At 58.3% G+C, this 26,244-nt stretch carries 19 protein-coding genes; 9 read left to right on the plus strand and 10 right to left on the minus strand.

Annotated features, from left to right (window positions below; genetic code table 11):
- Nucleotides 1-94: 94 nt before the first annotated feature.
- The gene (locus tag J2Y56_RS01045) at nucleotides 95-1,486 is read left to right on the plus strand and encodes an MFS transporter (protein ID WP_310347987.1); all 1,392 of its coding nucleotides are present in this window, start codon (nucleotides 95-97) and stop codon (nucleotides 1,484-1,486) included.
- 44 nt (nucleotides 1,487-1,530) lie between these two features.
- On the opposite strand, the gene pcaG is transcribed toward J2Y56_RS01045, so the two are convergent.
- From pcaG to pcaQ, 3 genes are all read right to left on the minus strand, one after another.
- Entirely contained in the window at nucleotides 1,531-2,133 is a 603-nt protein-coding gene (pcaG, locus tag J2Y56_RS01050) for a protocatechuate 3,4-dioxygenase subunit alpha (RefSeq protein ID WP_310347989.1), read from the minus strand.
- A 12-nt stretch (nucleotides 2,134-2,145) separates the two neighbouring features.
- Nucleotides 2,146-2,865, minus strand: coding sequence for a protocatechuate 3,4-dioxygenase subunit beta (gene pcaH / locus J2Y56_RS01055; protein ID WP_310347991.1), 720 nt, complete (start codon nucleotides 2,863-2,865; stop codon nucleotides 2,146-2,148).
- A gap of 125 nt (nucleotides 2,866-2,990) precedes the next feature.
- Complete coding sequence (pcaQ, locus tag J2Y56_RS01060) at nucleotides 2,991-3,920, minus strand: pca operon transcription factor PcaQ (protein ID WP_310347993.1); 930 nt, start codon at nucleotides 3,918-3,920, stop codon at nucleotides 2,991-2,993.
- A gap of 130 nt (nucleotides 3,921-4,050) precedes the next feature.
- On the opposite strand from pcaQ, the gene J2Y56_RS01065 reads away from it, so the two are divergent.
- The 5 genes from J2Y56_RS01065 (at nucleotide 4,051) to J2Y56_RS01085 (ending at nucleotide 12,170) form a co-directional block, all read left to right on the plus strand.
- Entirely contained in the window at nucleotides 4,051-4,980 is a 930-nt protein-coding gene (locus J2Y56_RS01065; protein ID WP_310347996.1) for an alpha/beta hydrolase, read from the plus strand.
- A 235-nt stretch (nucleotides 4,981-5,215) separates the two neighbouring features.
- Nucleotides 5,216-5,449 (plus strand): ESPR domain-containing protein, encoded by a 234-nt coding sequence (locus J2Y56_RS01070; protein WP_310347998.1) that lies wholly within the window; start codon nucleotides 5,216-5,218, stop codon nucleotides 5,447-5,449.
- 20 nt (nucleotides 5,450-5,469) lie between these two features.
- Nucleotides 5,470-9,261, plus strand: coding sequence for an autotransporter domain-containing protein (locus J2Y56_RS01075; protein WP_310348000.1), 3,792 nt, complete (start codon nucleotides 5,470-5,472; stop codon nucleotides 9,259-9,261).
- Between the two features lie 172 nt (nucleotides 9,262-9,433).
- Nucleotides 9,434-10,057: an NIPSNAP family protein gene (locus J2Y56_RS01080; protein WP_310348003.1), complete on the plus strand. Its 624-nt coding sequence runs from the start codon at nucleotides 9,434-9,436 to the stop codon at nucleotides 10,055-10,057.
- Between the two features lie 112 nt (nucleotides 10,058-10,169).
- Nucleotides 10,170-12,170, plus strand: coding sequence for a U32 family peptidase (locus tag J2Y56_RS01085; RefSeq protein ID WP_310348006.1), 2,001 nt, complete (start codon nucleotides 10,170-10,172; stop codon nucleotides 12,168-12,170).
- Nucleotides 12,171-12,278: 108 nt separating this feature from the next.
- Here J2Y56_RS01085 and J2Y56_RS01090 read toward each other — a convergent pair whose 3' ends face one another.
- The 3 genes from J2Y56_RS01090 to J2Y56_RS01100 all read right to left on the minus strand — a co-directional run bounded on the left by J2Y56_RS01090 (nucleotide 12,279) and on the right by J2Y56_RS01100 (nucleotide 14,606).
- Nucleotides 12,279-12,731 (minus strand): response regulator, encoded by a 453-nt coding sequence (locus J2Y56_RS01090; RefSeq protein ID WP_310348365.1) that lies wholly within the window; start codon nucleotides 12,729-12,731, stop codon nucleotides 12,279-12,281.
- A 205-nt stretch (nucleotides 12,732-12,936) separates the two neighbouring features.
- Nucleotides 12,937-14,151: a sodium/glutamate symporter gene (gltS, locus tag J2Y56_RS01095; RefSeq protein ID WP_007949146.1), complete on the minus strand. Its 1,215-nt coding sequence runs from the start codon at nucleotides 14,149-14,151 to the stop codon at nucleotides 12,937-12,939.
- 185 nt (nucleotides 14,152-14,336) lie between these two features.
- Entirely contained in the window at nucleotides 14,337-14,606 is a 270-nt protein-coding gene (locus tag J2Y56_RS01100; protein ID WP_310348009.1) for a hypothetical protein, read from the minus strand.
- Nucleotides 14,607-14,914: 308 nt separating this feature from the next.
- Here J2Y56_RS01100 and J2Y56_RS01105 point away from each other — a divergent pair, with 308 nt between their 5' ends.
- The 3 genes from J2Y56_RS01105 to J2Y56_RS01115 all read left to right on the plus strand — a co-directional run bounded on the left by J2Y56_RS01105 (nucleotide 14,915) and on the right by J2Y56_RS01115 (nucleotide 20,418).
- Nucleotides 14,915-16,012: a carboxynorspermidine decarboxylase gene (locus tag J2Y56_RS01105; RefSeq protein ID WP_150779849.1), complete on the plus strand. Its 1,098-nt coding sequence runs from the start codon at nucleotides 14,915-14,917 to the stop codon at nucleotides 16,010-16,012.
- A 27-nt stretch (nucleotides 16,013-16,039) separates the two neighbouring features.
- Nucleotides 16,040-17,284: a saccharopine dehydrogenase family protein gene (locus tag J2Y56_RS01110; RefSeq protein WP_310348012.1), complete on the plus strand. Its 1,245-nt coding sequence runs from the start codon at nucleotides 16,040-16,042 to the stop codon at nucleotides 17,282-17,284.
- 203 nt (nucleotides 17,285-17,487) lie between these two features.
- Nucleotides 17,488-20,418, plus strand: coding sequence for an EAL domain-containing protein (locus tag J2Y56_RS01115; RefSeq protein ID WP_310348016.1), 2,931 nt, complete (start codon nucleotides 17,488-17,490; stop codon nucleotides 20,416-20,418).
- Nucleotides 20,419-20,432: 14 nt separating this feature from the next.
- Here J2Y56_RS01115 and J2Y56_RS01120 read toward each other — a convergent pair whose 3' ends face one another.
- From J2Y56_RS01120 to J2Y56_RS01135, 4 genes are all read right to left on the minus strand, one after another.
- Nucleotides 20,433-21,998: a PAS domain-containing methyl-accepting chemotaxis protein gene (locus J2Y56_RS01120; protein WP_310348019.1), complete on the minus strand. Its 1,566-nt coding sequence runs from the start codon at nucleotides 21,996-21,998 to the stop codon at nucleotides 20,433-20,435.
- A gap of 326 nt (nucleotides 21,999-22,324) precedes the next feature.
- Nucleotides 22,325-23,629 carry an FAD-binding oxidoreductase gene (locus J2Y56_RS01125; RefSeq protein ID WP_310348022.1) on the minus strand — a complete coding sequence of 435 codons (1,305 nt, stop codon included), beginning with the start codon at nucleotides 23,627-23,629 and terminating at the stop codon, nucleotides 22,325-22,327.
- Complete coding sequence (locus J2Y56_RS01130) at nucleotides 23,626-24,714, minus strand: polyamine ABC transporter substrate-binding protein (RefSeq protein WP_310348024.1); 1,089 nt, start codon at nucleotides 24,712-24,714, stop codon at nucleotides 23,626-23,628. The genes J2Y56_RS01125 and J2Y56_RS01130 overlap by 4 nt, the downstream gene beginning before the upstream one ends.
- 156 nt (nucleotides 24,715-24,870) lie before the next feature.
- Nucleotides 24,871-26,229 carry a glutamine synthetase family protein gene (locus J2Y56_RS01135; protein ID WP_007949137.1) on the minus strand — a complete coding sequence of 453 codons (1,359 nt, stop codon included), beginning with the start codon at nucleotides 26,227-26,229 and terminating at the stop codon, nucleotides 24,871-24,873.
- Nucleotides 26,230-26,244: the final 15 nt, after the last annotated feature.

The following is a 26,244-nucleotide window of genomic DNA, read 5'->3' on the forward strand; positions in this document are numbered from 1 at the left end:
GCGTTAAACACCATAAATCTATGTGCGTCTGGTGTAGTACCCCTGTGTCGATAGTAAAGTGTCGAGCATCGTCGCAGCTAATCAGGGATGACCGATGTCTCAACGCCGCTCAACATTGATCGCCCTGTTGGTAGCGGTCACGTTCTTTATGGAGAACCTCGACGCCACGGTGATCGCCACCGCGCTGCCGGACATGGCCAGGACGTTTGGTGTGCCGGCGGTGGATGTGAGCATTGGCATGAGCGTCTACATGCTCGCCGTTGCGGTGTTCATCCCCATCAGTGGCTGGCTGGCGGATCGCTTTGGCTCACGCCTTGTATTCAGCGCGGCGATCGTACTGTTCAGCCTGTCTTCGTTGATGTGTGGGTTGAGTGAGAGCCTGGAAACCTTTGTCGCCGCGCGCGTGCTGCAGGGTATTAGCGGCGCGATGATGGTACCGGTCGGGCGCCTGGCGGTGCTTCGCACGACCGAGAAGAAAGACCTCGTGCGGGCAATCTCTTTTATTACCTGGCCCGGTCTGGTCGCGCCGATACTCGGGCCTCCCCTGGGTGGTTTTATCGTCACCCACGCTTCCTGGCCGTGGATTTTCTACCTCAATCTTCCTCTAGGCGTACTGGCTTTGATTGCTGCGCTGGTGTTGATTCCCAGGCAGGACCACGTCATTGCTCGGCCATTCGATTTCACTGGCTTTCTGCTCGCGGGCGGCGCCAGCGCTGCATTGTTGTTCGGTGTGGAAATGCTGGGGCAAAGTCATGCCAATGTGTTGCCGGCACTCTCACTCAGTGGTGCAGGCGTAATACTCGGTGTTTTTGCCTGGCGGCATCTGCGTCGGCATGCGCAACCCTTACTGGCGCTGGGTGTTTTGGAAATTCGTACCTTCAGTGTCTGCCTGTGGGGCGGCTCGATTTTTCGGATCGCCATCAGCACCTTGCCGTTTCTCCTGCCGTTGATGTTTCAACTGGCCTTCGGTCTTTCTGCATTGGATGCCGGGCTACTGGTATTGGCCGTCTTTGCCGGCAACCTGGCGATGAAGCCGTTCACCACGCAGGTGATGCAACGTTGGGGATTTCGTCCGGTGCTGATGTTCAACGGCATCCTCGGCGTCTTGGCGATAGCCGCTTGTGCATTGCTGGATGAGCACATGAGTCGGGCCCTGGTTTTGTTGATTCTGTTTGTCGGTGGCTTGTCGCGATCCATGCAGTTCACCGCGTTCAACACGCTGGGCTTTGCCGATGTTCCCAAGGAGCAGATGAGTGATGCGTCCACCTTGTTCAGTATGTTTTTTCAACTGAGCATGGCGATGGGGATTGCCACGGGCGCGTTGCTGCTCCGTTTCTCCATGAGCATCCATGGCAACACTGCGCACGCAGAGACGGCGGACTTTCAGCTGACGTTCCTGTGGGTTGCCGTGCTGGCGGGAATCGCATTGCTGGATAACCTGAGACTGCCACCGAAGGCGGGTGAGTCGGTGTTGCAGCGAGCATAAGTTCGGGTGTTGAGCACTTGCGTCTCAACACCGTGCCTGGGTCGTTAGAAGTCGAAGAACACTGTCTCCGCTTCGCCTTGAATATGGATATCGAAGCGGTAAGCCAGCTTCCCGTCAACCATGCAACGCGTGGCGATCAGGGATTCGCGCCGATGGGGTTGTTCGATCAGATTCAATACGGGATCCACCGCATTCGCCTCTGGTTCGTCGTCGAAATACAGACGGGTCTGCAAGTGGATGTTGATGCCCCGGGCAAACAGCGACACGTTGATATGCGCGGCCATGGGAACGCTCGAGGCATTTTTCACCACGCCGGGCTTTACGGTTTTGATCGTCCATTCACCGACATCGGTCGTGGCGGTACGCCCAAAACAGTTGAACGGTTTTTCCAGGTCGTAACCGGTGTCGTAGACACCCTCATGATTCGCCTGCCAGAACTCCAGAAACGCGTCACGAATCAAGTGGCCATTGCCGTCATAAACGTGGCCCATCACAAGAATGTGCTCACCTGGCGCGCCAGGTTTGGCCATGTCGCTCCAGATTTCCTGTTCCCTCGGTGGGTTGCCGGCAGCCTCCAGCGCCAAGCCGATATGGACATAGGGGCCGGCGGTTTGCGACGGGGTTTCAGGCAGAAGTTGAACGGGCATACGCAGGCCTCCTCAGCGGTTTTCGAAGTGGGTCTTGCGCTGACCGCGCAGGACGATGTCAAAACGATAAGCCAGGCAATCCATAGGATTGGCCATGCTCATATCCAGTTTGGCGATCAGACTCTGCACCGCCTCCTGATTCGAGATCGACTTGACGATCGGGCACATGGGGATAAGCGGATCACCTTCGAAATACAACTGGGTAATCAAACGCGTGGCAATTGACGGGCCGCTGATGGAGACGTGGATATGGGCCGGTCGCCAATCGTTGGGACCGTTGCGCCATGGGTAGGGGCCAGGTTTGACGGTGCGGAAGCTGTAGTTGCCATCGCGGTCAGTCAACGCACGGCCGACACCGCCGAAATTCGGGTCAAGGGGGGCCCGGTAACTGTCTTTTTTATGCCGGTAACGGCCACCGGCATTGGCTTGCCACATCTCTACCAGGGTATGGGGAATTGGCTTGCCGTACTGATCGCACACTCGACCCGCGACGATGATGCGTTCGCCAATGGGCAGGCCGCCGTGATTGAAGTTCAACAGCAGATCGTTATCGTGCTGACCCATCTTCAGATGGGAAAAATCCGGGCCGCTGGATTCGGATAAGGACTGGGGGATGCTCACCAGTGCCTGGCGGGGCGAGCGCAGGATCGAAGTCTTGTAGTCAGGGGTCAGGGCTTTGGGATGCCAATTACGGTCACGAATGACGAAGCGGCTGTCGTGCGCATCAGACATGTCGTTTTTCCTGTTCTTATGGTTGGACGGAGGCAGTCACTGCGTTTGCAGCGACGTGTAGCCAGTTTCCTCCGGGACGACCCAACCCAAAATTGAAAAAAACGACTTGATCCATATCCAAACGGTTATGGATAGTTTCCCTCACGACATTCTTGCCCGACTTCGCGCAGTGCATCCACGCACCACTGCGCCGCTGGTGTCACCGGCAACGCAGGATTGGTGCACAGCCCCACGGAGCCGCCGGGTTCACGCATTCCCAGATCCAGCTCCACCAAATCACCTTGCCTCAAATCCTGCCGGACCGCGTCAAATGGCGCGACCCAGATGGCCTGGCTGCATTGTACGTAGCGTCGACTCAGCGCTATCGATAACGTTTCTAGGCGTTGGTGTGATGGGGTGATCCCGTGCTGCACAAACAGGCTGTCGGCGAATTTTCGGATCGTCGTCCCCGCCAATGGCAGGACCAGCGGATAGCTTTCGAGGTTTTTATGCCCCACTGGATCGCTGAGAACCGGGTGGCCCGTGCGGACCACCAGGGTCATTGACTCGCTGTAGAGGTGTTCGAACGCCAGCCCGAGAATCAAGGGGCTATCGGTCATCCGGCCCACCACCAGATCCAGTTCACCGACACGCAACTGTGACAGCAAATAAGCACTGGGCCCGGTCACGACACTGACCACCAAGGCGGGGTGGCGGTCATGTAAGCGGCGGACCATTTCAGGCACCAACAGACTTTCGACGGTGGACAGCACCCCGAGCTTCACGGCAATGGGCTCATGTACACCAGAGCGCAAACTGTTGACGCCTTCGCGCAGCGATTGCACGCTCGGCCCTGCATACCGCATAAAGGCTACGCCGGCCTCGGTCAGCGTCGAGCCTTTTTTACCCCGTTCAAACAGTCTGGCGTCCAGCAGCGACTCCAGCTCTTTCAGCGTCTTGGAAAGCGCCGGCTGGCTGATGGCCAACTTGTCGCAAGCGCGGGCCAGGCTGCCTTGGCGTGCCACTTCGAGAAAACATACCAGATGACGGAATTTGATTCGGGTATCGATGTTCAATCGGGCGCTCTGCCTTCGTGGTGTGGAATCCATTAATGTTGGATGTGACGTGTTTGGGTGGCGGTGGTCCAGTGTTGCGCTGCTCATTTTCTGCTTTTAACGTGATTTTTCACAGGGTGAGTGATTGCTTATGGCTGATTCCGTTGAAACAGTCGGATGTTCAACTGGCCTGAACTCAGGCACGGGCTCTCTCGTAGACAACAAAAGACTCGCTCAGCGCCCGCTGACGGTGTTCGCCGCTGTTTGTGTGATGTTGACGGTATTGGCAGGTTGCGCCGATCCAAACCGGCATGCTGAGACGTTGGCGCGCACAGGCCAGTTGCAGCGAGGCCAGGTCAATACCGACCGCTTTGTACTGACCAGCTTTTACCGAATTGCCGATCCTGACCGGCCGCTCACTATTTATATCGAGGGCGATGGATTCGCCTGGCGATCCCGAACTATTCCTTCCGACGATCCCACGCCACACGTTGCGACAGGTCTGGCGCTGGCGGCGGCTGACCCGGGGGCCAACATCGTGTACCTGGCGCGACCCTGCCAATTCACGTCGCAGCCACTCGATCGTCGTTGTGAAAAGGCATACTGGACCGACAAGCGCTTTTCCGAGGAAGTGGTCGCCACGATGAACCAGGCGGTCACGCATTATGCAGCGCAGGTACCGGGTCAACCGATCAATTTGATCGGGTATTCGGGAGGCGGTGCGCTGGTGGTGTTGATTGCCGCCCGGCGTCACGATGTCGCTTCACTGCGCACCGTGGCCGGCAATCTGGATCATGCCGAAGTCAATCGCCTGCATCAGGTGTCGGCAATGCCGGCATCGCTCAATGCCATTGACGTTGCGCGTCAGGTCGCTGCCATCCCGCAGATCCACTTTAGCGGCACCGATGACAGCGTCGTGCCTCCTTTAATCGCGCAACGATTTGTTAGCGCGACCGCCAGTCGATGCGCGCGCAGCGTTTTCGTGGCGGGCATGAGCCATGAAAGCGATTGGGCACGTCGCTGGCCAGACCTGCTCAGGTTATCGCCATCGTGCTCGATGGGTCTCCAAAGCGTGCCTTAGTGCGCGGTTCATAAGTTTTCAACGTTATTCAGCGTTCAGCGGGGCGTGTTTCAGCCCAATTAAGAGCACGCGTTTGGCTCGCATGCGTTACTGCCGCATGGGATTCGTGGTGCCTGAAACAAAACAAGAGCGCGTGAACGGATAATTTTTGATCGATTTTCCGCTTTCAAAATCGAGGGGCTGAAGTCAGCCAGCCATACATGGCGACTCAGACCATCCTTAGGTGAACGTTGTAATGAATCGTATTTTTAATGTGGTCTGGAACCGTGCCCTGGGTGTCATGCAGGTCGTTTCCGAGTGTGCACGCAGTCCACATGGCCACGCACAGGCCCGCACCGATGATCGCGCCGTCGATTTGAGCGTGGGCATACCGGTGGGGCTCTTGGGGTCAATGGTGCTTGGCGGCGCGATCCTGATGGCGCCGGGCCTGGCATTCGCCGCACCCGTCCCCCCCCCGATTACCTATTAGTCACCAATGACCCCGGCTCGTTGAATACGGCGAACCAGCAAAGCGCCTTGGCGCCATCCAGTGATATCTATTTCTATCCTTCCGCCAATACGCCATTGACCATCAATGGCGCCATGTTCGGGAATAGCGCGACTCACTCCTACATCGCCAATGGCATGCTCGTGCAGAGCGCAGGTCAGTCCGCGTTTAATTTTCTGGCTGTCGGGGAGGGCGCCGCTATTCCTGGGGCCGTCGGTGCACTCACTGTCAGCGGTGGCACGCTCGACATGACTCAATTACAGGTGGGTGATTACGGCGGCAACGGTACGGTAAGTCAGACAGGAGGCACGGTTAATTTCGGTGGCCTCGAAGCCGCGCTCAATATCGGTAATCAAGGCGGCACAGGACGCTACGACATTTCCGGCGGCAGGTTGTCGCTCAACCATACGCTCGTCGATATCGGACGTAACAGCGACGCGAATCCGGCCAGTAACGGCTTACTCTCTATCAGCGGTAATGCTGCGGTGAACGCCAGCGCCGGCAGCACGATCATCATTGGCAATTGGGTACAGTCGAACACGCCAGGCACAGGCATGATCGATCAGACAGGCGGCACGCTCTCCATCGATGGTACCTCGAAGCTTTACCTTGCTGCTTTCGGCAACGGTATCTATAACCTGTCCGGCGGCACACTTCAGATTGGCGGCACTTCGCTGTTTGGGGTCCTCAACAATAACAGTGGTATCTACAACTTCAATCTCGGTGGCGGTTCGATCCAGGTCATCGGCTCGACCTTGAACACCAGCGTAAATGCCAATCTGGTGAATGGGACCACCTCGACCATCGATACGAATGGTTTCGGGGCAATTTGGTCTGGCGTTTTAACAGGTGCTGGCAGTCTCACGAAGGCTGGAGATGGAACGCTCAAGCTGACTGGCGTAAACACCTACGCCGGCGGCACTGCCGTCACCGGCGGCACCTTGTCGGTGGGCAGTGATACCAATCTGGGCACTGGCGACCTGACGCTCAATAACGGCACCTTGCTGACCACGGCCAATTTCAATAGCACACGCGGTATTAGCCTCAGCGGCATTGGCACGCTCGACAACGACGGCCACAACGACAATCTATCCGGCACGATAAGTGGCAGCGGCGGCCTGAATCTGACCGGCGCTGGCACGACGGCCTTGTCCGGCAGCAATACCTACACCGGCGGCACGACCGTCACCGGCGGTACCTTGTCGGTGGGCAGCGGTGCCAACCTGGGCGCCACAAGTGGTGGCCTGACGCTGGATCACGGCACCTTGTTGACCTCTGCTGATGTCGACAGTGCGCGCAACATTGGCCTCGACGACGGGGGCACGCTGAACAATGGCGGACACAGCGACAGTTTCTCTGGCGTGATCGCGGGCAGCGGCGGCCTGAATCTGACCGGGGCTGGCAAGACGGCCTTGTCCGGCAGCAATACCTACTCTGGTGGCACGACCGTCACCGACGGCACTTTGTCAGTAGGTAGCGATGCCAACCTGGGCGCCACCAGTAGCGACCTGACTCTGAACAATGGCACGTTGTTGAGCACGGCCAATATCACTAGCGAGCGCGGCATCAACCTCAACGGCGGTGGCACGCTGGACAACGGCGGCCACAACGACAATCTATCCGGCACGATCAGTGGCAGCGGCGGCCTGAATCTGGCCGGGGCTGGCACGACGGCCTTGTCCGGCAGCAACACCTACACCGGCGGCACGACCGTCACCGACGGCACCTTGTCGGTGGGCAGCGATGCCAACCTGGGCGCCACAAGTGGTGGCCTGACGCTGAACAATGGCACGTTGCTGGGCACGGCCAATATCACAAGCGAGCGCGGCATCAACCTCAACGGCGGTGGCACGCTCGACAACGGTGGTCACAGCGACAGTTTCTCTGGCGTGGTCGCTGGTAGCGGTCCGCTGACGCTGGCGGGCGGCGGGCGGACGATGCTTTCTGGTGCGGTGAATACTAGCCTGATCAACGCCAGCACCCTTCAGCTCAACAAGGCGATCAATATTGCCGGCAATTACGAGCAGGGCGCCGAGGCTAGCCTGATCCTCGGTGTGGCCAGCAACGCCGTGACCACCGGCGATATCACCGACAGCGGCTATGGTCGCTTGGTGGTTGCAGGGACTGCCAACATCGCCGCTGGCTCCACGATCGGGTTGCAGAAACTGAGCAGCTATGGCTTTGCCCAAGGCCAGCGCTACCTCGTGGTTCAAGCCAATGCCATCGGCACCCACTACAATGCCGACAACCTCTATTACACCGTTGCGGGCTACAACGCCTCCGGCACCAGTGTAGTCAGCGGTAGCAGTTCCAATTTATTGGTTACGGTGGGCAGCTCTACTGCACCGGTTGTCACGCCACCGGATATCACACCCCCTGTGGATGTCACCCCACCGGACGTCACGCCACCGGTAGTGGATGTCACCCCACCGGACGTCACGCCACCGGTAGTGGCTGTCACACCACCGGTCGTCACGCCACCCGTAGTGGCTGTCACACCACCGGACGTCACGCCACCGGTAGTGGCTGTCACCCCACCGGAAGTCACGCCACCGGTAGTGGCTGTCACCCCACCGGAAGTCACGCCGCCAGTAGTGGTTGTCACACCACCTGTCATCAGCACTCCCGACGCACCATCCGTTGGTCCGATCAATCAATCGACTACCCTTGGCGGTGCCACAACCCTGGCCGGGCTGTTCAATTACGACGGCTACGATGCCGGGCTGATGAACCTGTTCAACGCCGCCGCCGCGCTGCCTTCTTCGGCTGCGGGCAACAAGGCCGGCGCGCAGCTGAGCCCGGCGTCGACCGCGTCAGCCGCCACTCAGGCGTCCACTGCTTCCACCGTTCAGGTGCTCAATGTCACGGCTGCGCACCTGGACGGGCTGCGCACCGCCCAGAACAACACGGGCGGTAGCAGTGGTATCGCCACGGGTGAAGGCGCCAGCAACTCCGGGCTCTGGGGCCAGGCGTTCGGCGGCACTTCGCGCCTGAGCGAGAGCAATAATATCGCCGGTTATCACAGCCACTACGGTGGCATGCTGATCGGTGCCGATGGCGCCGTGAACGACAGCTGGCAGGCCGGCGGCCTGTTCAGCTACACCCAGACCACGGTGAACAGCGACGGTGATAACACCGGCAGTTCTGCCGACGTGAAGTCCTATGGTCTGTTCGGCTATGCCAGCTACCAGGGCCAACCGTGGTACCTGGACCTGTCGTTAGGTGCTGTCCAGCAGCAATACGACACCCGGCGTGAAATCAACTTCCCCGGTTTCAACGGCGTGGCCAATGGCAGCCATGACGGGATGCAGTACATCGCATCTGCTCTGGCCGGTTACCCGATCGAGCTTGCTAATCACACGGTATTGACACCCATTGCCGGCTTGACCTACAGCACCCTGGACGAGGACGGCTTCACCGAAAGCGGCGGCAATGGCGCAGCACTGCACGTTGATTCCACCAGCACCCACTCGCTAAAAAGCGATCTGGGCACCAGGCTGGAACGATCCTTCGCCACTACCTACGGCAACGTCGTGCCGTCGGCGCAGCTGAGCTGGCGTCATGAGTACCAGGACACGCGCCTGCAGTCGGTGTCCAATTTTGCCGCCGATACCTCGGGCGCTACCAGCTTCAGCAGTCCAGGCGCCAAGCCAGTGGACGACACCGGGGTGCTGGCGTTGGGCGTGACGTTGCTGCGCAGCAGTGCTCTGAGTCTCTCGGCGAAGTTCACGCTGGAAGCCGCGAGTGGCTACACCGCCAATACGGGTGACTTGCAAGTGCGTTGGAATTTCTGACCCGCTAAATTCCGTCCGCCCGGTAACGAGCGGTGGCTTACCTGCTGACCGTTGCCCTAAAGGAACTACTTAGCGCACTAAGGTGAACGCCGTACCCCAAGGGGTTCGTCTCAATATCTCGCCTTTGAGGCTCCGGGTTAGGCTCAAGGCAACGAATGAGTGGAGCCACGTTATGCGATTGTTTGAATTGATTACTTTCACGGTGCGTGTGCGCACCGTTGCAGAGGCACTGGTGCGAATCGAGGCCGCACTGGCCAAGCCTGGGGTGGGGGGAACGCTGATGGGGTGCTGGGCGTCGGAAATCGGCCAGCTGAATCAAATTACCGTGCTGCGCGGTTATGCCGACGAAAGTTTGCGGCAAGCAGAGCGCGAGCGCTTCCTGTTGGAGGGCGAAGCGTTCGGCATCAACGCCTTTATTACCGACCTGAAAATCGAAAACTACAGCTTGTTCCCGTTCCTCAAGCCCTTGAACGCCGGAAAACACGGGCCCTATTACGAAATGCGCGTGTACGACCTGGTCAGTTCCGGGTTGCAACCGACACTCGATGGCTGGATCAAGGCCGTGGAGCCGCGTACCGCCGAGCAGTACTCGCCGGTGTATGCGGCGTTTTATGCCACCGACGGTGCCTTGCCCCGCTACCTGCACATCTGGCCGTGGTCAACCCTGGAGCAGCGCCTGCAAGTGCGGACTCAAGCCGTGGCGGACGGTGTCTGGCCACCTGAAAACTCCGGTCCGCAACTGCGTGACATGCGCTCGACGATTTACCTGCCAGCGGCTTTTTCGCCATTGCAATGACGCGTGTCCGGTTATTGGCTGTTGAGTGACAGGTTCCATTGCGTCGCACCAGGTGCCCATCTCGTTTTTGCCCGCTACAATGCGCACCTACCGTGATAACCAGATAAAAAATATGTCTCTTCCCAAACATCACCTGGAATTGCTCAGCCCCGCCCGTGACGTGGACATTGCTCGCGAGGCCATCCTGCATGGTGCCGACGCCGTGTACATCGGGGGCCCGAGCTTCGGTGCTCGCCATAACGCCTGCAACGAAGTCAGCGATATTGCCCGACTTGTGGAGTTCGCCCGTCGCTACCACGCGCGAGTGTTCACCACGATCAACACGATTTTGCATGACAACGAACTGGAGCCGGCCCGCAAGCTGATTCACCAGTTGTACGATGCCGGAGTCGACGCGTTGATCGTTCAGGATCTGGGTGTGATGGAACTGGATATTCCGCCGATCGAGCTGCACGCCAGCACCCAGACCGACATCCGCACCCTGGCGCGGGCAAAGTTCCTTGACCAGGCTGGCTTCTCCCAACTGGTACTGGCCCGCGAGCTGAACCTGCAAGAGATTCGCGCCATCGCCGACGAGACCGATGCGGCGATCGAATTCTTCATCCACGGCGCGTTGTGTGTGGCGTTCTCCGGGCAGTGCAATATCTCCCACGCACAGAACGGTCGTAGCGCCAACCGTGGCGACTGCTCCCAGGCCTGTCGTTTGCCTTATACCCTCAAGGACGACCAGGGCCGTGTAGTCGCCTACGAAAAACACCTGCTGTCGATGAAAGACAACAATCAGAGCGCCAACATCCGCGCGTTGGTCGAAGCCGGCGTTCGCTCCTTCAAGATCGAAGGGCGCTACAAGGACATGGGGTACGTGAAGAACATCACGGCCTATTACCGTCAGCGTCTGGACGACGTGCTTGAAGATCGTCCGGATCTAGCGCGGGCCTCCAGCGGCCGCACCGCACATTTCTTCGTGCCCGACCCGGACAAGACCTTTCACCGTGGCAGCACCGACTACTTCGTCAGTGAGCGCAAGATCGACATCGGCGCTTTCGACTCACCGACCTTCACCGGCTTGTCGGTGGGCGTGGTGGAAAAAGTGGGCAAGCGTGATTTGCAGGTGGTCACCTTTGAGCCGCTGTCCAATGGCGACGGCTTGAACGTGCAGATCAAGCGCGAGGTGGTGGGCTTTCGCGCCAACATCGCCGAGCCCAAGGGTGAATTTCTCGAAGAGGGCCAGAAGCGCTATCGCTACCGTGTCGAACCCAACGAGATGCCGGACGGGATGTTCAAGTTGCGGCCCAACCATCCACTGAGCCGCAACCTCGACCATAACTGGCAGCAAGCCTTGCAGAAGACCTCCGCCGAGCGTCGTATCGGTTTGAGTTGGGTGGCACGTCTTGACGAGCAGCGCCTGCAGTTGACCGCCACGAGCGAGGAGGGCGTCAGCGCCAGCTTATCTCTGGACGGTCCGTTCGGGCTGGCCAACAAGCCGGAGCAAGCCTTGGAGCAACTGCGCGATCTGCTCGGTCAGCTGGGTACCACGGACTATCACGCCACCGCCATTGAACTGGATGCACCCCAGGCGTTCTTCATTCCAAACTCGCAGCTCAAAGCCTTGCGCCGCGAAGTGATTGAAGCGTTGACCGTGGCCCGTCTGCACGCCCACCCAAGAGGGCATCGCAAGGCCGAAACCACTCCGCCACCGGTGTATCCGGAGTCGCACTTGTCCTTCCTGGCCAACGTCTACAACCAGAAGGCTCGGGATTTCTATCACCGCCACGGCGTCAAGCTGATCGACGCAGCGTTTGAGGCCCATGAAGAAACCGGGGAAGTGCCGGTGATGATCACCAAGCACTGCCTGCGTTTCTCCTTCAATCTTTGCCCCAAGCAAGCCAAAGGCGTCACCGGTGTACGCACCAAGGTCGCGCCGATGCAACTGGTGCACGGTGACGAAGTCCTGACGCTGAAGTTCGACTGTAAACCTTGCGAAATGCATGTCATTGGCAAGATCAAGGGCCACATCCTCGACTTGCCGCTGCCGGGCAGTGTTGCGGAACCGGTCGTGGGTTACATCAGTCCCGAAGACCTGCTCAAGACGATCCCGCGCGCACCGCATTGAGTGATAGGCGTGTACGCAGCGATGGCGCATAAATTGCTTAACTGATACACGCCGCTTTCGCGAGCAGGCTCGCTCCCACAGGATTTGTGTTTTATCTGATGGCTAAGGCTATTCGCCTGGCGTGAGACCCAGTTGCAGGTTAACCAAGGTGATCAGTTCATCCGGATCGATCGGCTTGAGCAGGAAGTCGACAACACTCAAACGCATGGCCTCGATGGCATCGCGAACATCCGCATCTCCAGAAATGATCACAATCGGCATGTCGGCCCACTCCGACTCGCGGATTTTTGAAATCAACTCCAGGCCATTGAGCGGGCGCATACGCAAATCAGTAATGACCAATCCGATTGAACTGTCGATGTCCAATGACCGCATGGCTTCGTCGGCACTGTTGGTCTCAAGGCACAAGAGGCCATTGACGTGAAGAATGTCGGCCAGCATCTCGCGTGTGCACGGGTCATCTTCGACGATCAAGACTTTTTGGGGCAACAGCCCCGGCTCCTGCATCGCGGCATTGATTGCCTCGCGCTCGGCGGCAGTCAAAAGATCGTGATCGAACATCATTTCCAACCATTCAAGAGCCAATAAAACCCTGTCTGCCGTGTTCTGCTGAAAACTTCCGAACACGCTTGGGGGCAGGTTGTTTCCTCCAACCCGTGCCCCCAGTAACGCATGGCGTCAACAGAACTGCTCTGAAATGGCCTGATTTGTGCCCCGCAAGATGCTGAAAAACGCTGAAAACCGTGATCAGCACGGGAGGCGCCCCCTAGATGCCGCTGAACAGGCCGATGATCACGGCATTGACCAGGTCAATGAAAAAGCCACAGACCAGCGGCACGATCAGGAACGCCTGGTGGGCCGCACCGTACTTTTGAGTCACGGTCGTCATGTTGACGATGGCGGTCGCCGTGGAACCGAGGGCAATCCCGCCGAATCCGGAAGCAATCACGCTGGCTTCGTAATCGCGTCCCATAAAGCGGAAGACCACAAAATACGTGTAGAGCACCGTCAGCAGAATTTGCAGGGTCAAGGCGCACACAATGAACCCCAACACACCGCTGAGCTGCCATAACTGAAGCCCCATCAGGGCCATGGTCAAAAACATGCCCAGACAGATATCAGAAATCAGCGACAGACCCAGGCTCGCGCCGCTCCAGGATTTCAGACGCTCTTCACCCACCAATGCAAAAACGATGTGGTGAATGACGATGCCCGCGAACAGGCAACTGACGAATTTGGGCAGGGTGATGCCGGCATCCACCAACAGCAGGTTGAGTCCATAGCCCAGCATCAGCGTCAGGTTGAGCCACATCCACGCCCACAGTACGTCGTAGTAATTCAGTGAATTGTTCGGTTGATCCTCAAGAATGCCGACTTCAAGCGCCGCATCCCCGGAAGTCTTCAGTCGATTACGACGTATCAGTCGGTTGGCGATTGGACCACCGATTACACAAGCGGCAATCAGGCCGACGGTGTTGCTGGCCATACCCAGTTCATGGGCGTTATTGATGCCCAGCTTTTCGATGAACAATGGTGCCCAGGCCAGCGTGGTGCCAGCTCCACCCGTGAGGGAAATGGAACCCACCATCAACCCCGCCTTGGGGTCGAGTCCAAATGCCTCGGCGACACCCATGCCCAGTGCGTTTTGCAGGACGATGAACACCCCGGCGAGCACCAGCAGGATCAGCAGTGGGCGTCCACCCTTGAGCAGTTGGCGCATGTCCGATTTCAAGCCAATGCCGGCAAAGAAATAGAGCAACAGGGTGTCGCGAACTTGCAGATCGAATTCGACCTGGATATTCAGGCCGAAATAAAGCAGGGACGTCACCGCCGCACAGACGAAGCCGCCGACGACTGATTCGGGAATACAGTATTGACGGAGCAGGGCGTTTTTTTGAACGAGGGTTTTGCCGAGGAAAAGCAGGAGGATGGCAAGGGTGAAACTCACGAGACCGTGCACCGAGAAGAGCTGGGGCGTCATTCAAAGCCTTCCTAGAATCTGAAAAAACATTATCAGGAGTTGGCCGTTCAGTGATTAAACCTGAGTCAATGAACGGTGGATGGAGCATAGCAGGAGGGTTAAAACCTTCCTGTTACCCCCCCATCACCCGATAAACGCGATGCTTGCGGGTTTTAAACCGGAGCCCTGTCGACGAAGAATTCCAGTCAATTGCCATTCGTGGCGTGCGCAACCTTCGCTTCAATACCGTCAATGTATTGCGACTTCAGTTCTTTTGTTAACGGCCCAAGGATTGGGTTTGCTTTGAACGGGGCCAATAGATGTTCAATTACACGATCTACCCTGGCGCAGGCAGCAGTGACACTTGAAGGCAGCAGCGGATCAAACTCAATCCCCTCCATCTCGATATCGAGCCGTTTCAACACAGATTCAGCGTCCAGGATCTGGTGGCGTATCTCATCTGGCGAGCATCGCATCGTTGACCTCCTTGTATTGCCGTAAGTCCAGGTACACCCGTCGTTGACTGCTGATTCAGTCAAGCGGTCAGGGTGTGGGATGGGCTGTCTTAAAAGTGAAACAATAGTGTCGCGCAGAAATATGACTGAAATATTTCACTCTTATAATTGAGGGATGTTTTTCTCGGGTTACCTTCTCATGCGCCGTCACCGTGAAGACCAGACAGCCTGACTTCGCGCGGCAAGCGCTTTCTGTACTTTCGATCTGTCGCCAGTGAAGGCACAATGCGCATCCTTTTTTTGGCTGGCCTTGCCGGAGGCGCCTCGAAATGATCAAAACGCCGTATTACCTGATCGACAAACAAAAGCTGCTGGCGAACATGCAGAAGATTGCCTATGTGCGCGAACAGTCCGGGGCCAAAGCCCTCCTGGCGCTCAAGTGCTTCGCCACCTGGTCGGTGTTCGACCTGATGCAGCAATACATGGACGGCACTACGTCGTCGTCCCTTTACGAGCTCAAGCTCGGTCGGCAGAAATTCGCTGGCGAGACTCACGCCTACAGCGTGGCCTGGGCCGACGACGAGATCGAGGAGATGCTCGAGAACTGCGACAAGATCATCTTCAACTCCATCAGCCAGCTGCAGCGCTACACCGAGGCTTCAGCAGGCAAGGTGCGCGGTCTGCGGGTCAACCCGCAGGTGAGCAGCTCGGATTACCTGCTGGCCGACCCGGCACGGCCATTCAGCCGTCTGGGCGAGTGGGACCCGGTGAAGATCGAACAGGTCATCGAGCAGATTTCTGGCTTCATGTTCCACAACAACTGCGAGAACGGTGAATTCGACCTGTTCGACCAGATGCTGTGCACTATCGAAGAGCGATTCGGTCATCTGCTGCACAAGGTCGAGTGGGTCAGTCTCGGCGGTGGCATCCACTTCACCGGTGACAACTACGCGCTGGACGCATTCTGCGCTCGTCTAAAGGCCTTCTCGCAAAAATACGGTGTACAGGTCTATCTGGAACCCGGCGAAGCGGCCATCACTCAGAGCGCATCGCTGGAAGTCACCGTGCTCGACACGCTTTACAATGGCAAGCACCTGGCGGTCGTGGACAGTTCCATCGAAGCCCACATGCTCGATCTGCTGATCTATCGCCTGAATGCCAAGCTGGCGCCGAGCGAAGGCGAACACACCTTCATGGTGTGCGGTAAATCCTGCCTGGCCGGTGATATTTTCGGTGAATACCAATTTGATCGTCCGCTGGCCATCGGGGATCGCCTGTCGTTCATCGACGCGGCGGGTTACACCATGGTCAAGAAGAACTGGTTCAACGGCCTGAAAATGCCGTCCATCGTAGTGAAACAACTCGACGGTAGTGTCGAGGTGGTTCGTGAGTTTGGTTACAACGACTACATGTCCAGCCTTTCGTAAGCTGGCTGAGAAGGAGAGATAGATAAATTGAAGAAGAACGTACTTATCATTGGCGCAGGAGGTGTCGCCAAGGTGGTGGCCCACAAGTGCGCGCAGCACAACGATGAACTCGGTCGTATTGCTATCGCGTCGCGCAACATCTCCAAATGCCAGGCCATCATCGACAGCGTCAAGGCCAAGGGCAGCCTCAAACAGCCCGCAGAAATAAAGGCGTTCTCGCTGAACGCTCTGGATGTCGAAGCGACCAAGGCGCTGATCCGCGAAACCGAATCGCAGATCGTCATCAACGTTGGTTCCGCTTTCCTCAACATGTCGGTGCTGCGTGCCTGCATCGATACCGGCGTGGCCTATCTGGACACCGCCATCCACGAAGAGCCGGGCAAAATCTGCGAGACGCCGCCCTGGTATGGCAACTACGAGTGGAACCACCTCGAAGAGTGCAAAGAGAAGAACATCACCGCCATCCTCGGCGTGGGTTTCGACCCGGGTGTGGTCAACGCCTATGCAGCATTGGCGCAACAACAGTATTTCGACCGCATTGATTCGATCGACATTCTCGACGTCAACGCCGGTTCCCATGGCAAATATTTCGCCACCAATTTCGACCCGGAGATCAATTTCCGCGAGTTCACCGGACAGGTGTGGAGCTGGCAGAACAGCCAGTGGACCAGCAACACCATGTTCGAAGTCAAACGCACTGATGACCTGCCAGTCGTCGGGGCGCAGAACCTGTACCTGACCGGCCACGATGAAGTGCACTCGCTGTCGAAGAACCTCGACGTGCCTAACGTGCGTTTCTGGATGAGCTTCGGCGAGCACTACATCAATGTGTTCACGGTGCTCAGGAATCTCGGCCTGCTCTCCGAGCAACCGGTCAAGACCGCCGAAGGCCTGGAAGTCGTGCCGCTCAAAGTGGTCAAGGCCGTGCTCCCTGATCCGAGCTCACTGGCACCTGGCTACACTGGCAAGACCTGCATCGGCGATCTGGTCAAGGGCACCAAGGATGGACAGCCGCGCGAGGTGTTCATCTACAACGTGGCCGATCATGAAGACGCCTACGCAGAAACTGACAGCCAGGGCATTTCCTATACGGCTGGCGTACCTCCCGTGGCGGCAGCTCTGCTGGTTGCCCGCGGCGTATGGGACGTTAAGCGCATGGCCAACGTCGAAGAGCTGCCGGCTGAGCCGTTCCTCAAGGCGCTGGATGTGATGGGCCTGCCAACCCGCATCAAAGACGAGAGCGGAGACCGCCCCTGGAACGGCAACGCCTGAGACGCCAAATATCCAGGTGAATCCCGTTTGCCGCTCTAAACACAAAAACGCCGCTCTTTGAGCGGCGTTTTTGTTTGTTCTGTCTCGTAAAACGAATAAAACTATTGATAAAAAAACGTATTCGCTATAAACGGGAAGCTCTCCGGCATATTGCCAGCAATCAGTCAGTGAGTATCGCCATTTCTTTGGCTAAGGGAGCGCTGATGGGTGTTCGTCCATTGACCGACTCCCTGCGGCAATCGAACGATTGCGACGTTGTCGCACCTCAACTGAAAGGGAACTCGGATACTCTCGGCATGGCCTACGCAGGCAACGAAAACACCATCGAATCTTTGCTGGCCTCAGCGCGCAGCTGGGCCCATACCACTGCGTGGGTGGTTTACCGCGCCGGCGAACAAATGCATTGGGTCGGGCAGGGTGACCCGGCACTGTCGTGGCCATCAAGTGTTGCCAATGAAGAGTTTGAAGCCTTTTGCCTGAGCCGGGGCTTGCACCGCTGGCCGACCGGCAGAGGCGAAAGTGAGCTGGGTTGGCTACTCGCGCCAGTCAATGATGATGCGGAACCGGTGCTCGCCGAGTTTGCCCGGCGCCTGGGCAATGAGCTACAGACCAATACCCTTGCCCGTGCGCAGATTACTCAGCGTGTACTGTATGAAATTACCTACCTGGCCAGTTCGACCCGCGACCGGTCGGTGTTTCTGGTGGGGGTTCACCAACTGCTGGCCAGCCTGATCGACGCCGAGAACTTCTATCTCGCGTTGTATGACCCGCACAGTGGCAAGATTGATTATCCGTATTACGTTGACATCATCGACGTTGATGCCGTTGAGGCCCAGCACTATGAGTTCCTTGACCCGTCGCACCTGTCATTGACCGGCCAGGTGTTGACCTCTGGCCAACCGTTGCTCATCGACTCCGCCGGTATCCTCGCGGCTCAAGCCGAGCACCGTTTCTACTGCGTGGGAGATCGTCCCGAATTCTGGATGGGCGCCCCGTTGAAAAACGCCTCGGATGACGTGTTTGGCATGCTTGCCATGCAGGTTTACGACGTTTCCCGTACCTACAGCGCGGAAGACCGCGCACTTTTTCTGGTGGTGGCGCGCCACGTGGCGATGGCGCTGGACCGGATTCTGCATCGCGAAGACCTGGAACAGACAGTGATGCGCCGCACCCTGGAGCTTTCGGCACTCAACGACGCATTGCGCCAGGAAGTGGCAGAACGAGAACGCGCGGAGCATCTGCAGAGTGCGCTGTTCCAGATTGCGGAACTGTCGAGCCAGCCTGGCGACATGGCGGAGTTGTTTCGAACCCTGCATGGCATCGTCGATGATTTGCTGTTCGCGAAGAATTTCTACATTGCGCTGTTTGACGATGCAATCAGTGAAGTGACCTTTCCGTATTATGTCGATGAGCGGCAGACGATCTGCCCGCTGGCACGGCGTGGGTGCCGGGGCCTGACTGAATACGTTATCCGTCAGCGTCGGCCTTGTCTGATTGACGTCGGGGAGGCGGAACGATTGGCGGCGCACGGTGAAATCGAACTGGCCAATCAGTCTGTCCGATCCTACTCGTGGCTGGGCATTCCACTGTTCGATGGTGATGTGGTGCGTGGCGTGCTGGCGGTGCAAAGCTATACCTCGCAGGTGAGCTATACCCAGCGTGACCAGGAACTGCTGACGTTCGTGTCGCGTCACATCGACACCGCGTTGTCGCGACGCACCGCCGCCGAAGCGATTCATGTCGCCAACCTCAAGCTGGAAGCGCGGGTGCAGAACCGTACCCGTGAACTCGACCACGCCAATGCCAAGTTGCAACACGAAAACTCCCACGATGCGCTGACCGGGCTCCCCAATCGTACCTACCTGCAACAGCGCCTCAGCCAGGCCTGGTCGCGGTTCGGCAGCGAAGGCGGGCACCTGGCGGTGATGTTCATCGACCTCGACCGTTTCAAGATGGTCAACGACAGCCTCGGCCATCATTTTGGTGACTTGCTGTTGATGCAGGCCGCTCAACGTTTACGCGGCTGTCTACGTGAAACCGACATGCTCGCGCGCCTGGGGGGCGATGAGTTTTCGGTGCTGGCTCCCGAGGCGCCGCTGGACGTGGTGATCGAAATCGCTGAACGGATCCTGGTGGCATTTGACTTGCCGTTTTTCATCAGTGGCCACGAAGTTTTTTCGTCTTGCAGCATCGGTATCGTCAGCGCCGACAGTCAGTTTCATCACGAGCCAGCCGATTTGTTGCGCGATGCCGATGCGGCGATGTACCGAGTCAAGAGTGCCGGGCGCGACAGCTTCGCAGTGTTCAACCAGGAAGTGCGCCGTGAAGTCTCGGACCAGATGGAGCGGGAAGGGGCTTTGCGCAATGCGCTCAAACGGACTGACGAACTGCTGCCGTATTTCCAGCCGATTGTCAGCGTCGACAGCGGCGAATTGTTAGCCCTTGAAGCGCTGGTCCGTTGGCATCAACCGGGCGGCCGGGTGATCGCGCCGGGCGAGTTTTTACCGGATGTCGAAGGCTTGCGCCTGATCGGTCGACTGGACCTGTACATGCTTACCAGCGTTGCGGCGATCCTCGCACGACCCGAACATGCCAATTGGCCTGCGGTGCACGTCAATTGCTCAAGCTACAGCATGACGCGCCCGGACTTCGCCAGTGATGTACTTGCACTGTTGGAGCGGCACGGGGTTGCACCATCGCGAATCTGCCTGGAGTTGACCGAAGGTGCGCTGGTGGCTGAGCCAGCCATTGCCCGACGGACCATGCAGCAATTGGCCGATAACGGCATGTCGGTGGTGCTCGATGACTTCGGTGCAGGGTTTTCATCCCTCAGTTATGTGCATCAATACCGTTTCAGCGGCTTGAAGATCGACAAGTCGTTCATTTTCGAACTGACCACCAGTGCTCGCAGTCGCGCAATCGTCCGGGCGATCGTGCGGATGGCCGAATCGCTGGACCTGAGTGTGGTAGCAGAAGGTGTCGAGGATGAGGCAACACTGGACTTGCTGCGCGAAATCGGCGCAGGGCAGGCCCAGGGTTATTACTTTGCCAAGCCGATGGGGTTGGAGACGTTATTGGCGAGTTCGTTGATGGGCGTCCCGCCGGTTGCTGACCCACATCCGTGCAGGTCATGAACGGGCGCTAATGGCTACCGGTTAAAACGCTCGGCGAGGCTGTGCAGGTATTCAGCCATTTCTTCAAGATCCTGGCTGATCGCGGCGCCTTGCTTGGCCTGTCCGGCACTGTGATCACACAACTGAGCAATCCGCGTGATCTGTTGATTGATATCTTCAGTCACATGACTTTGCTCCTCGGATGCCGATGCCATTTGCTGGCTCATGGCGGTGATCCGGCTGACTGCTTGACTGATGCCGACCAGAGCCGACTGCACCGCCTCGACACGCTGCATGCTGTCGCGAGAAATCTGCTCCCCCTTATTGGCGGTGGATACTGCGCGATCGGCACCGCTGTTCAGTGAAGCGATGATGCCGTGGATCTGCTCGGTGGAGGTGCGGGTGCGTTGTGCCAGGGAGCGCACCTCGTCGGCCACGACGGCAAAACCCCGACCTTGCTCACCTGCCCGGGCCGCTTCGATGGCCGCGTTGAGCGCCAGCAAGTTGGTCTGTTCGGCAATCGACGTGATGACATCCACGACACTGCCGATCGATTGCGTCTCGCTCGCCAGGGCGTTGACTGCCTGACCGATTTCGTTGACGGCCCCATTCATGGCTTCCATGGCGTGCAGACTTTGCCGGGCCAGCTCACTGCCTTCCTTGGTCAACTCGTCCGCTTCATAGGCGGCCTGCGCAGTAATGATGACGTTTTGAGTCACTTCCTGGTTCGTTGCCGCCATCTGGGAGATGGCCGCAGCAGATTGATCCGTTTCACTGCGCTGGCGATCAAGCGACTGCGCTTGTGAACCAGAGAGTTCGGAGGACTGTGCCGCCTTGGCCTTTACATTGACCCCGGCATCGACAAGCCGGCTCAAGGCAGTCTGCAAACGAGCTTCCTCACTGAGCATGGCCATGTCCAGCCGCCCCTGGGGACCGTAGTTGTCGCTGAAGGTGAGCGCTACCAACGGGTCGGAAAATGCTTTCGGATGCTCGGCCAGTGTGCGCTCGATGGCCCCGCGATGTCGGGACTCGATCAAGTACCAGGCCAGACACAGGCTCGCCACCAGCGCTCCCTCAGCCGCCGTTTTTGGCAGCCACTGATAACCCAGCAGTGAAACCCCACCCGCCATCAGTAATGGCCAGGCGTGTTGCAGTGGCCGGAACATTCGCGTGCTCAAGGCAACGATCGGCTTGCCCGCCCGCATCCTTGCATAGAGTGCGGTTGCGCGACGGATCTGATCACGGGTGGGCACCGAGCGAACCGACTCGTAACCACTCATGCGTCCGTTTTCATAGATAGGTGTGACGTAGGCACTGACCCAATAAAAATCACCATTTTTCGCGCGGTTTTTCACAATACCCAGCCAGGGTTTGCCTTGCTTGATGGTGTGCCACATATGAATGAATACCCCAGGTGGCATGTCGGGGTGTCGAATCAAGTTATGGGGCTGGCCGACCAATTCGTCGCCAGTGAAACCACTGATGGCAACAAACGCGTCATTGCAGTAAGTGATTCGGCTATCCAGATCGGTGATGGATATCAATCGTTGTTCGGCGGGAAATACTCTTTCATGCTCGGTGACGGGCAAGTTCACACGCATAAAACGCGATCCTTGTTGGGATTATTATTAGGATTTGAGGCATGTAAATCGGAGCTATTAAGTCGCAGGTATGGCGCAACGGCATCATCCAGCAATAGCTGCTGCTGACTTCTACGCCCATTTTTCGCTGGGAAACCAATCATTCGGCGACAAACTCTTTTCATTCAATGACAACGTTCTTGCCGCGCATGAATAAAGTTCAGGGTGAGGGGGGACTGACTGGGCTTGAACGGTGAGGGGCGGCGTTAACAGGGGGGAGGCCCGCCAACTGAAACCGGCAGGAGGCGCGAGGGGTGAGCCCCCTCGCAGAAGCATTCAGATAAGCGTCATCTACCCAGCATTTCCCGCATCCGATACCAAAGCATACCCAGCGCCAGCAGTGGCGAACGCAGGGTGCGGCCACCAGGGAAGGTCATGTGCGGCACAGCGCTGAAGACGTCGAAGCCTTGACTGTGGCCGGCGTGGATGGCCTCGCCCAACAGTTTGGCGCACCAGTGGGTGACGTTCAGGCCATGGCCGGAGTAGCCCTGGGCGTAGAACACGTTCGGGTGCTGGTTCAAACGGCCGACCTGGGGGAATCGATTGGCGGAGATGCCAATCATGCCGCCCCATTGGTAGTCGATACGCACCTTCGCCAATTGCGGGAATACCTTGAGCATCTGCGGACGCATGTACGCCGCGATATCGGCCGGATCGCGCCCGGAATAATGGCAGGCACCACCGAACAGCAAGCGCCGGTCCGCCGAGAGCCGGTAGTAATCCAGGCCGACTTTCTGATCGCACAGGGCGACGTCATGCGGGATCAGTTGGGCGGCAGCGTCCTCCGACAAAGGCTCGGTGGCGATGATGTAACTGCCCGCCGGGAGCACCTTGCCGCTGAGTTTGGGTTCGAGTTCCTCCAGATGCGCGTTGCAGGCCAGCACCAGGCTGCCGGCACGTACCGTGCCACTGGCGCAGCGTACCTGCACGGTGCTGCCATGGATCAACTCCAGCACCGGGCTCTGCTCGAAAATCTGTACGCCCAGTGATTGCGCAACGTTGGCTTCGCCGAGGACCAGGTTCAGAGGATGCAAATGCCCCGAGCCCATGTCCACCAAGCCACCGGCATACACGCCGGAGTTCACCACGTGCTCGCGGATCTGCCCGGATTCGAACAAACGCGTTTCGTGGGCGTAACCCGACTCCACAAGTTGCGCGTGTTCGGCCTTCAGTCCGGCGAATTGCGCCGCAGTATTCGCCAGCTCGCAGAAACCCCAGCGCAGATCGCAGTCGATGCCGTGTTCGCGGATCCGGTTGCCCACCACGTGCACCGATTCGATACCGGCACGTTCCAGATAGCGCACACCTTCGGCACCGACATGCTTTGCAAATCCGCTGACGTCATGACCGATGCCGCGAATCAACTGGCCGCCGTTGCGTCCGCTGGCGCCCCAGCCAATCCGTCGGGCCTCCAGCAAGATCACCGAGAGCCCGCGCTGCGCCAGTTCGATGGCCGTGTTGATGCCGGTGAAACCGCCACCGATCACGCAGACGTCGGCCACCAGGTCCGAGGTCAGCGTGGGGCGCGACTTCAGGCCGTTAGCCGACGCGGCATAGTAGGAGTGAGCGTGTTCGTGGGTGTATTGATTCATTTGTTGGACTTCACTTTGCTCCAGGAACGGGTCATCAAACGCATGATCGCCTGGGGCGGGGTGGTCGAAATGTAGAGTTTGTCGAGGACGGCCTGGGGTGGGTAAACCTCAGGATTGTTCACCAGCTCCGCGTCCATGAATTCTTTCGCTGCCGGGTTCGGGTTGGCATAACCGACTGTAGCGCTGACCTTGGCGATCACTTGCGGGTCCAGCAGGTAGTTGATGAACGCGTGAGCTTCTTTGGGGTTGCTGGCATCGGCAGGCACGGCCAGCAAATCGAACCACAGGTTGCTGCCTTCCTTGGGAATGGCGTAGGCGATGTTCACGCCGTTCTTGGCTTCCTTGGCGCGGTTGGCGGCCTGGAACACGTCGCCCGAGTAGCCGAACGCAACGCAAATGTCGCCGTTGGCCAGGTCCGACACGTACTTGGATGAGTGGAAATAGGTGATGTAAGGGCGGATGGCCAACAGCTTGGCTTCGGCCTTTTTGAAGTCTTCGGGATTTTCGCTGCGCGGGTCCATGCCCATGTAATTGAGCATCGCCGGGAACACTTCATCCGCCGAGTCCATCATCGACACGCCGCATTGGCTGAGTTTCTTGATGTTTTCCGGTTCGAACAGCACGGCCCAGGAATCGATGCGATCGATGCCCAGCACTTGCTTGACCTTGTCGACGTTATAGCCTATGCCGTTGGTGCCCCACAGGTACGGCACCGAATGCGCGTTCTGAGGGTCGTTCTTTTCCAGCAAGGCCAGCAGTTTCGGGTCGAGGTTCTTGAAGTTTGGCAGTTGCTCGCGGTCCAGCTTCAGGAACGCGCCGGCTTTCACCTGACGTGCGAGGAAGTGGTTGGAGGGCACCACAACGTCGTAGCCCGTACGCCCGGCAAGCAGTTTGCCCTCCAGGGTTTCGTTGGAATCGAAGACGTCGTAGATCACCTTGATCCCGGTTTTCGCCTGGAAGTCGGCGAGGGTGGTTTCGCCGATGTAATCGGTCCAGTTATAGACGCTGACCTGTGGCTGAGCCTGAGCACCGGCGCTGCACATCATCGCCAGCGCGAGCGGGACCACGGATTTCAATAGACGCATATCGACACCTTTCTAATTATTGGATTCTTCCCATGATCGTTCCCACGCTCTGCGTGGGAATGCCTCAAGGGACGCTCCGCGTTCCAATGGGACGCGGAGCGTCCAGGGCTGCATTCCCACGCGGAGCGTGGGAACGATCGTTGCCGTGGCAAGTGTTTAAACGCTGAGCATCAGGAATTCCCGCTCCCAGGAGCTGATCACCCGCTTGAAGTTTTCGTGCTCGGCACGCTTGACCGCGACATAACCGCGGACAAACTTGCTGCCCAGGTAACGCTCGACGATGGCGCATTCTTCCATCTGCGTCAGCGCGTCTTCGATGGTGATCGGCAAGCGCAGGTTGCGACGTTCATAGGCGCGCCCTTGCACCGCTGCACTCGGTTCGATGCGCTCGACCATGCCCAGGTAACCGCAGAGCAAGCTGGCTGCAATCGCCAGGTACGGGTTGGCGTCGGCGCCCGGCAAACGGTTTTCCACGCGCATGGCGTCAGGCGATGAAGTCGGCACGCGCAGGCCGACGGTACGGTTTTCTTCACCCCATTCGACGTTGACCGGTGCCGAGGTGTCCGGCAGGAAGCGGCGGAACGAGTTCACGTTGGGCGCGAACATCGGCAGTACTTTGGGAATATATTTTTGCAGGCCGCCAATGTGGTGCAGGAACAGCTCACTCATGTTGCCATCCGCGTCGGCGAAAATCGGCTGGCCGGTGGCGATGTCGACCACGCTCTGGTGGATGTGCATGGCACTGCCGGGCTCGTCGCCAATCGGTTTGGCCATGAACGTCGCCGCGACGTTGTGCTTGAGCGCGGCCTCACGCAGGGTGCGTTTAAACACGGTGATCTGGTCCGCCAGGTCCAGCGCGTTGCCGTGACGGAAGTTGATTTCCATCTGCGCGGGGCCGTCTTCATGGATCAAGGTGTCGAGGTCCAGACCCTGGAGTTCGCACCAGTCATAGACGTCTTCGAACAGGGGATCGAATTCGTTGGCGGCGTCGATGGAGAACGACTGACGACCGCTTTCCGCACGGCCCGAACGACCCATCGGCGCTTTCAGTGGCAAGTCCGGGTCTTCGCAACGCTGGGTCAGGTAAAACTCCATCTCCGGCGCGACAATCGGCCTCCAGCCTTTGTCGGTGTACAACTGCAGCACTTTTTTCAGCACGTTACGCGGCGACAATTCAATCGGGTTGCCGAACTTGTCGAAGGTGTCGTGGATGACGATAGCGGTGGGCTCGATGGCCCATGGGATCACGTAAACCGCGTCGGCGTCTGGCTTGCAGACCATGTCGATATCGGCCGGGTCGAGCAGGTCGTAGTAGATGTCGTCGTCGACAAAGTCCCCGGTTACCGTTTGCAAAAGCACACTTTCCGGCAGGCGCATGCCTCGCTCATGCAGGAACTTGTTGGTGGGTGCAATTTTGCCGCGTGCAATGCCGGTCAAGTCGCTGACCACACACTCGACTTCGGTAATCTTGTGATCTTTCAGCCACGTGAACAGCTGATCGAAAGGGACATTCATAAAGACCTCGTTATT

It is taken from the genome of Pseudomonas sp. BE134 (assembly GCF_031456105.1).
Classification (GTDB): Bacteria; Pseudomonadota; Gammaproteobacteria; order Pseudomonadales; family Pseudomonadaceae; genus Aquipseudomonas.

What these genes read in the sequence shown, in the direction of transcription:
- J2Y56_RS01045 (WP_310347987.1), top strand. Translation starts at nt 95, where the DNA reads ATGTCTCAACGCCGCTCAACATTGATCGCCCTGTTGGTAGCGGTCACG.
- pcaG (WP_310347989.1), bottom strand. Translation starts at nt 2,133, where the DNA reads ATGCCCGTTCAACTTCTGCCTGAAACCCCGTCGCAAACCGCCGGCCCC.
- pcaH (WP_310347991.1), bottom strand. Translation starts at nt 2,865, where the DNA reads ATGTCTGATGCGCACGACAGCCGCTTCGTCATTCGTGACCGTAATTGG.
- J2Y56_RS01065 (WP_310347996.1), top strand. Translation starts at nt 4,051, where the DNA reads ATGGCTGATTCCGTTGAAACAGTCGGATGTTCAACTGGCCTGAACTCA.
- J2Y56_RS01070 (WP_310347998.1), top strand. Translation starts at nt 5,216, where the DNA reads ATGAATCGTATTTTTAATGTGGTCTGGAACCGTGCCCTGGGTGTCATG.
- J2Y56_RS01080 (WP_310348003.1), top strand. Translation starts at nt 9,434, where the DNA reads ATGCGATTGTTTGAATTGATTACTTTCACGGTGCGTGTGCGCACCGTT.
- J2Y56_RS01085 (WP_310348006.1), top strand. Translation starts at nt 10,170, where the DNA reads ATGTCTCTTCCCAAACATCACCTGGAATTGCTCAGCCCCGCCCGTGAC.
- J2Y56_RS01090 (WP_310348365.1), bottom strand. Translation starts at nt 12,731, where the DNA reads ATGTTCGATCACGATCTTTTGACTGCCGCCGAGCGCGAGGCAATCAAT.
- gltS (WP_007949146.1), bottom strand. Translation starts at nt 14,151, where the DNA reads ATGACGCCCCAGCTCTTCTCGGTGCACGGTCTCGTGAGTTTCACCCTT.
- J2Y56_RS01100 (WP_310348009.1), bottom strand. Translation starts at nt 14,606, where the DNA reads ATGCGATGCTCGCCAGATGAGATACGCCACCAGATCCTGGACGCTGAA.
- J2Y56_RS01105 (WP_150779849.1), top strand. Translation starts at nt 14,915, where the DNA reads ATGATCAAAACGCCGTATTACCTGATCGACAAACAAAAGCTGCTGGCG.
- J2Y56_RS01115 (WP_310348016.1), top strand. Translation starts at nt 17,488, where the DNA reads ATGGGTGTTCGTCCATTGACCGACTCCCTGCGGCAATCGAACGATTGC.
- J2Y56_RS01120 (WP_310348019.1), bottom strand. Translation starts at nt 21,998, where the DNA reads ATGCGTGTGAACTTGCCCGTCACCGAGCATGAAAGAGTATTTCCCGCC.
- J2Y56_RS01125 (WP_310348022.1), bottom strand. Translation starts at nt 23,629, where the DNA reads ATGAATCAATACACCCACGAACACGCTCACTCCTACTATGCCGCGTCG.
- J2Y56_RS01130 (WP_310348024.1), bottom strand. Translation starts at nt 24,714, where the DNA reads ATGCGTCTATTGAAATCCGTGGTCCCGCTCGCGCTGGCGATGATGTGC.
- J2Y56_RS01135 (WP_007949137.1), bottom strand. Translation starts at nt 26,229, where the DNA reads ATGAATGTCCCTTTCGATCAGCTGTTCACGTGGCTGAAAGATCACAAG.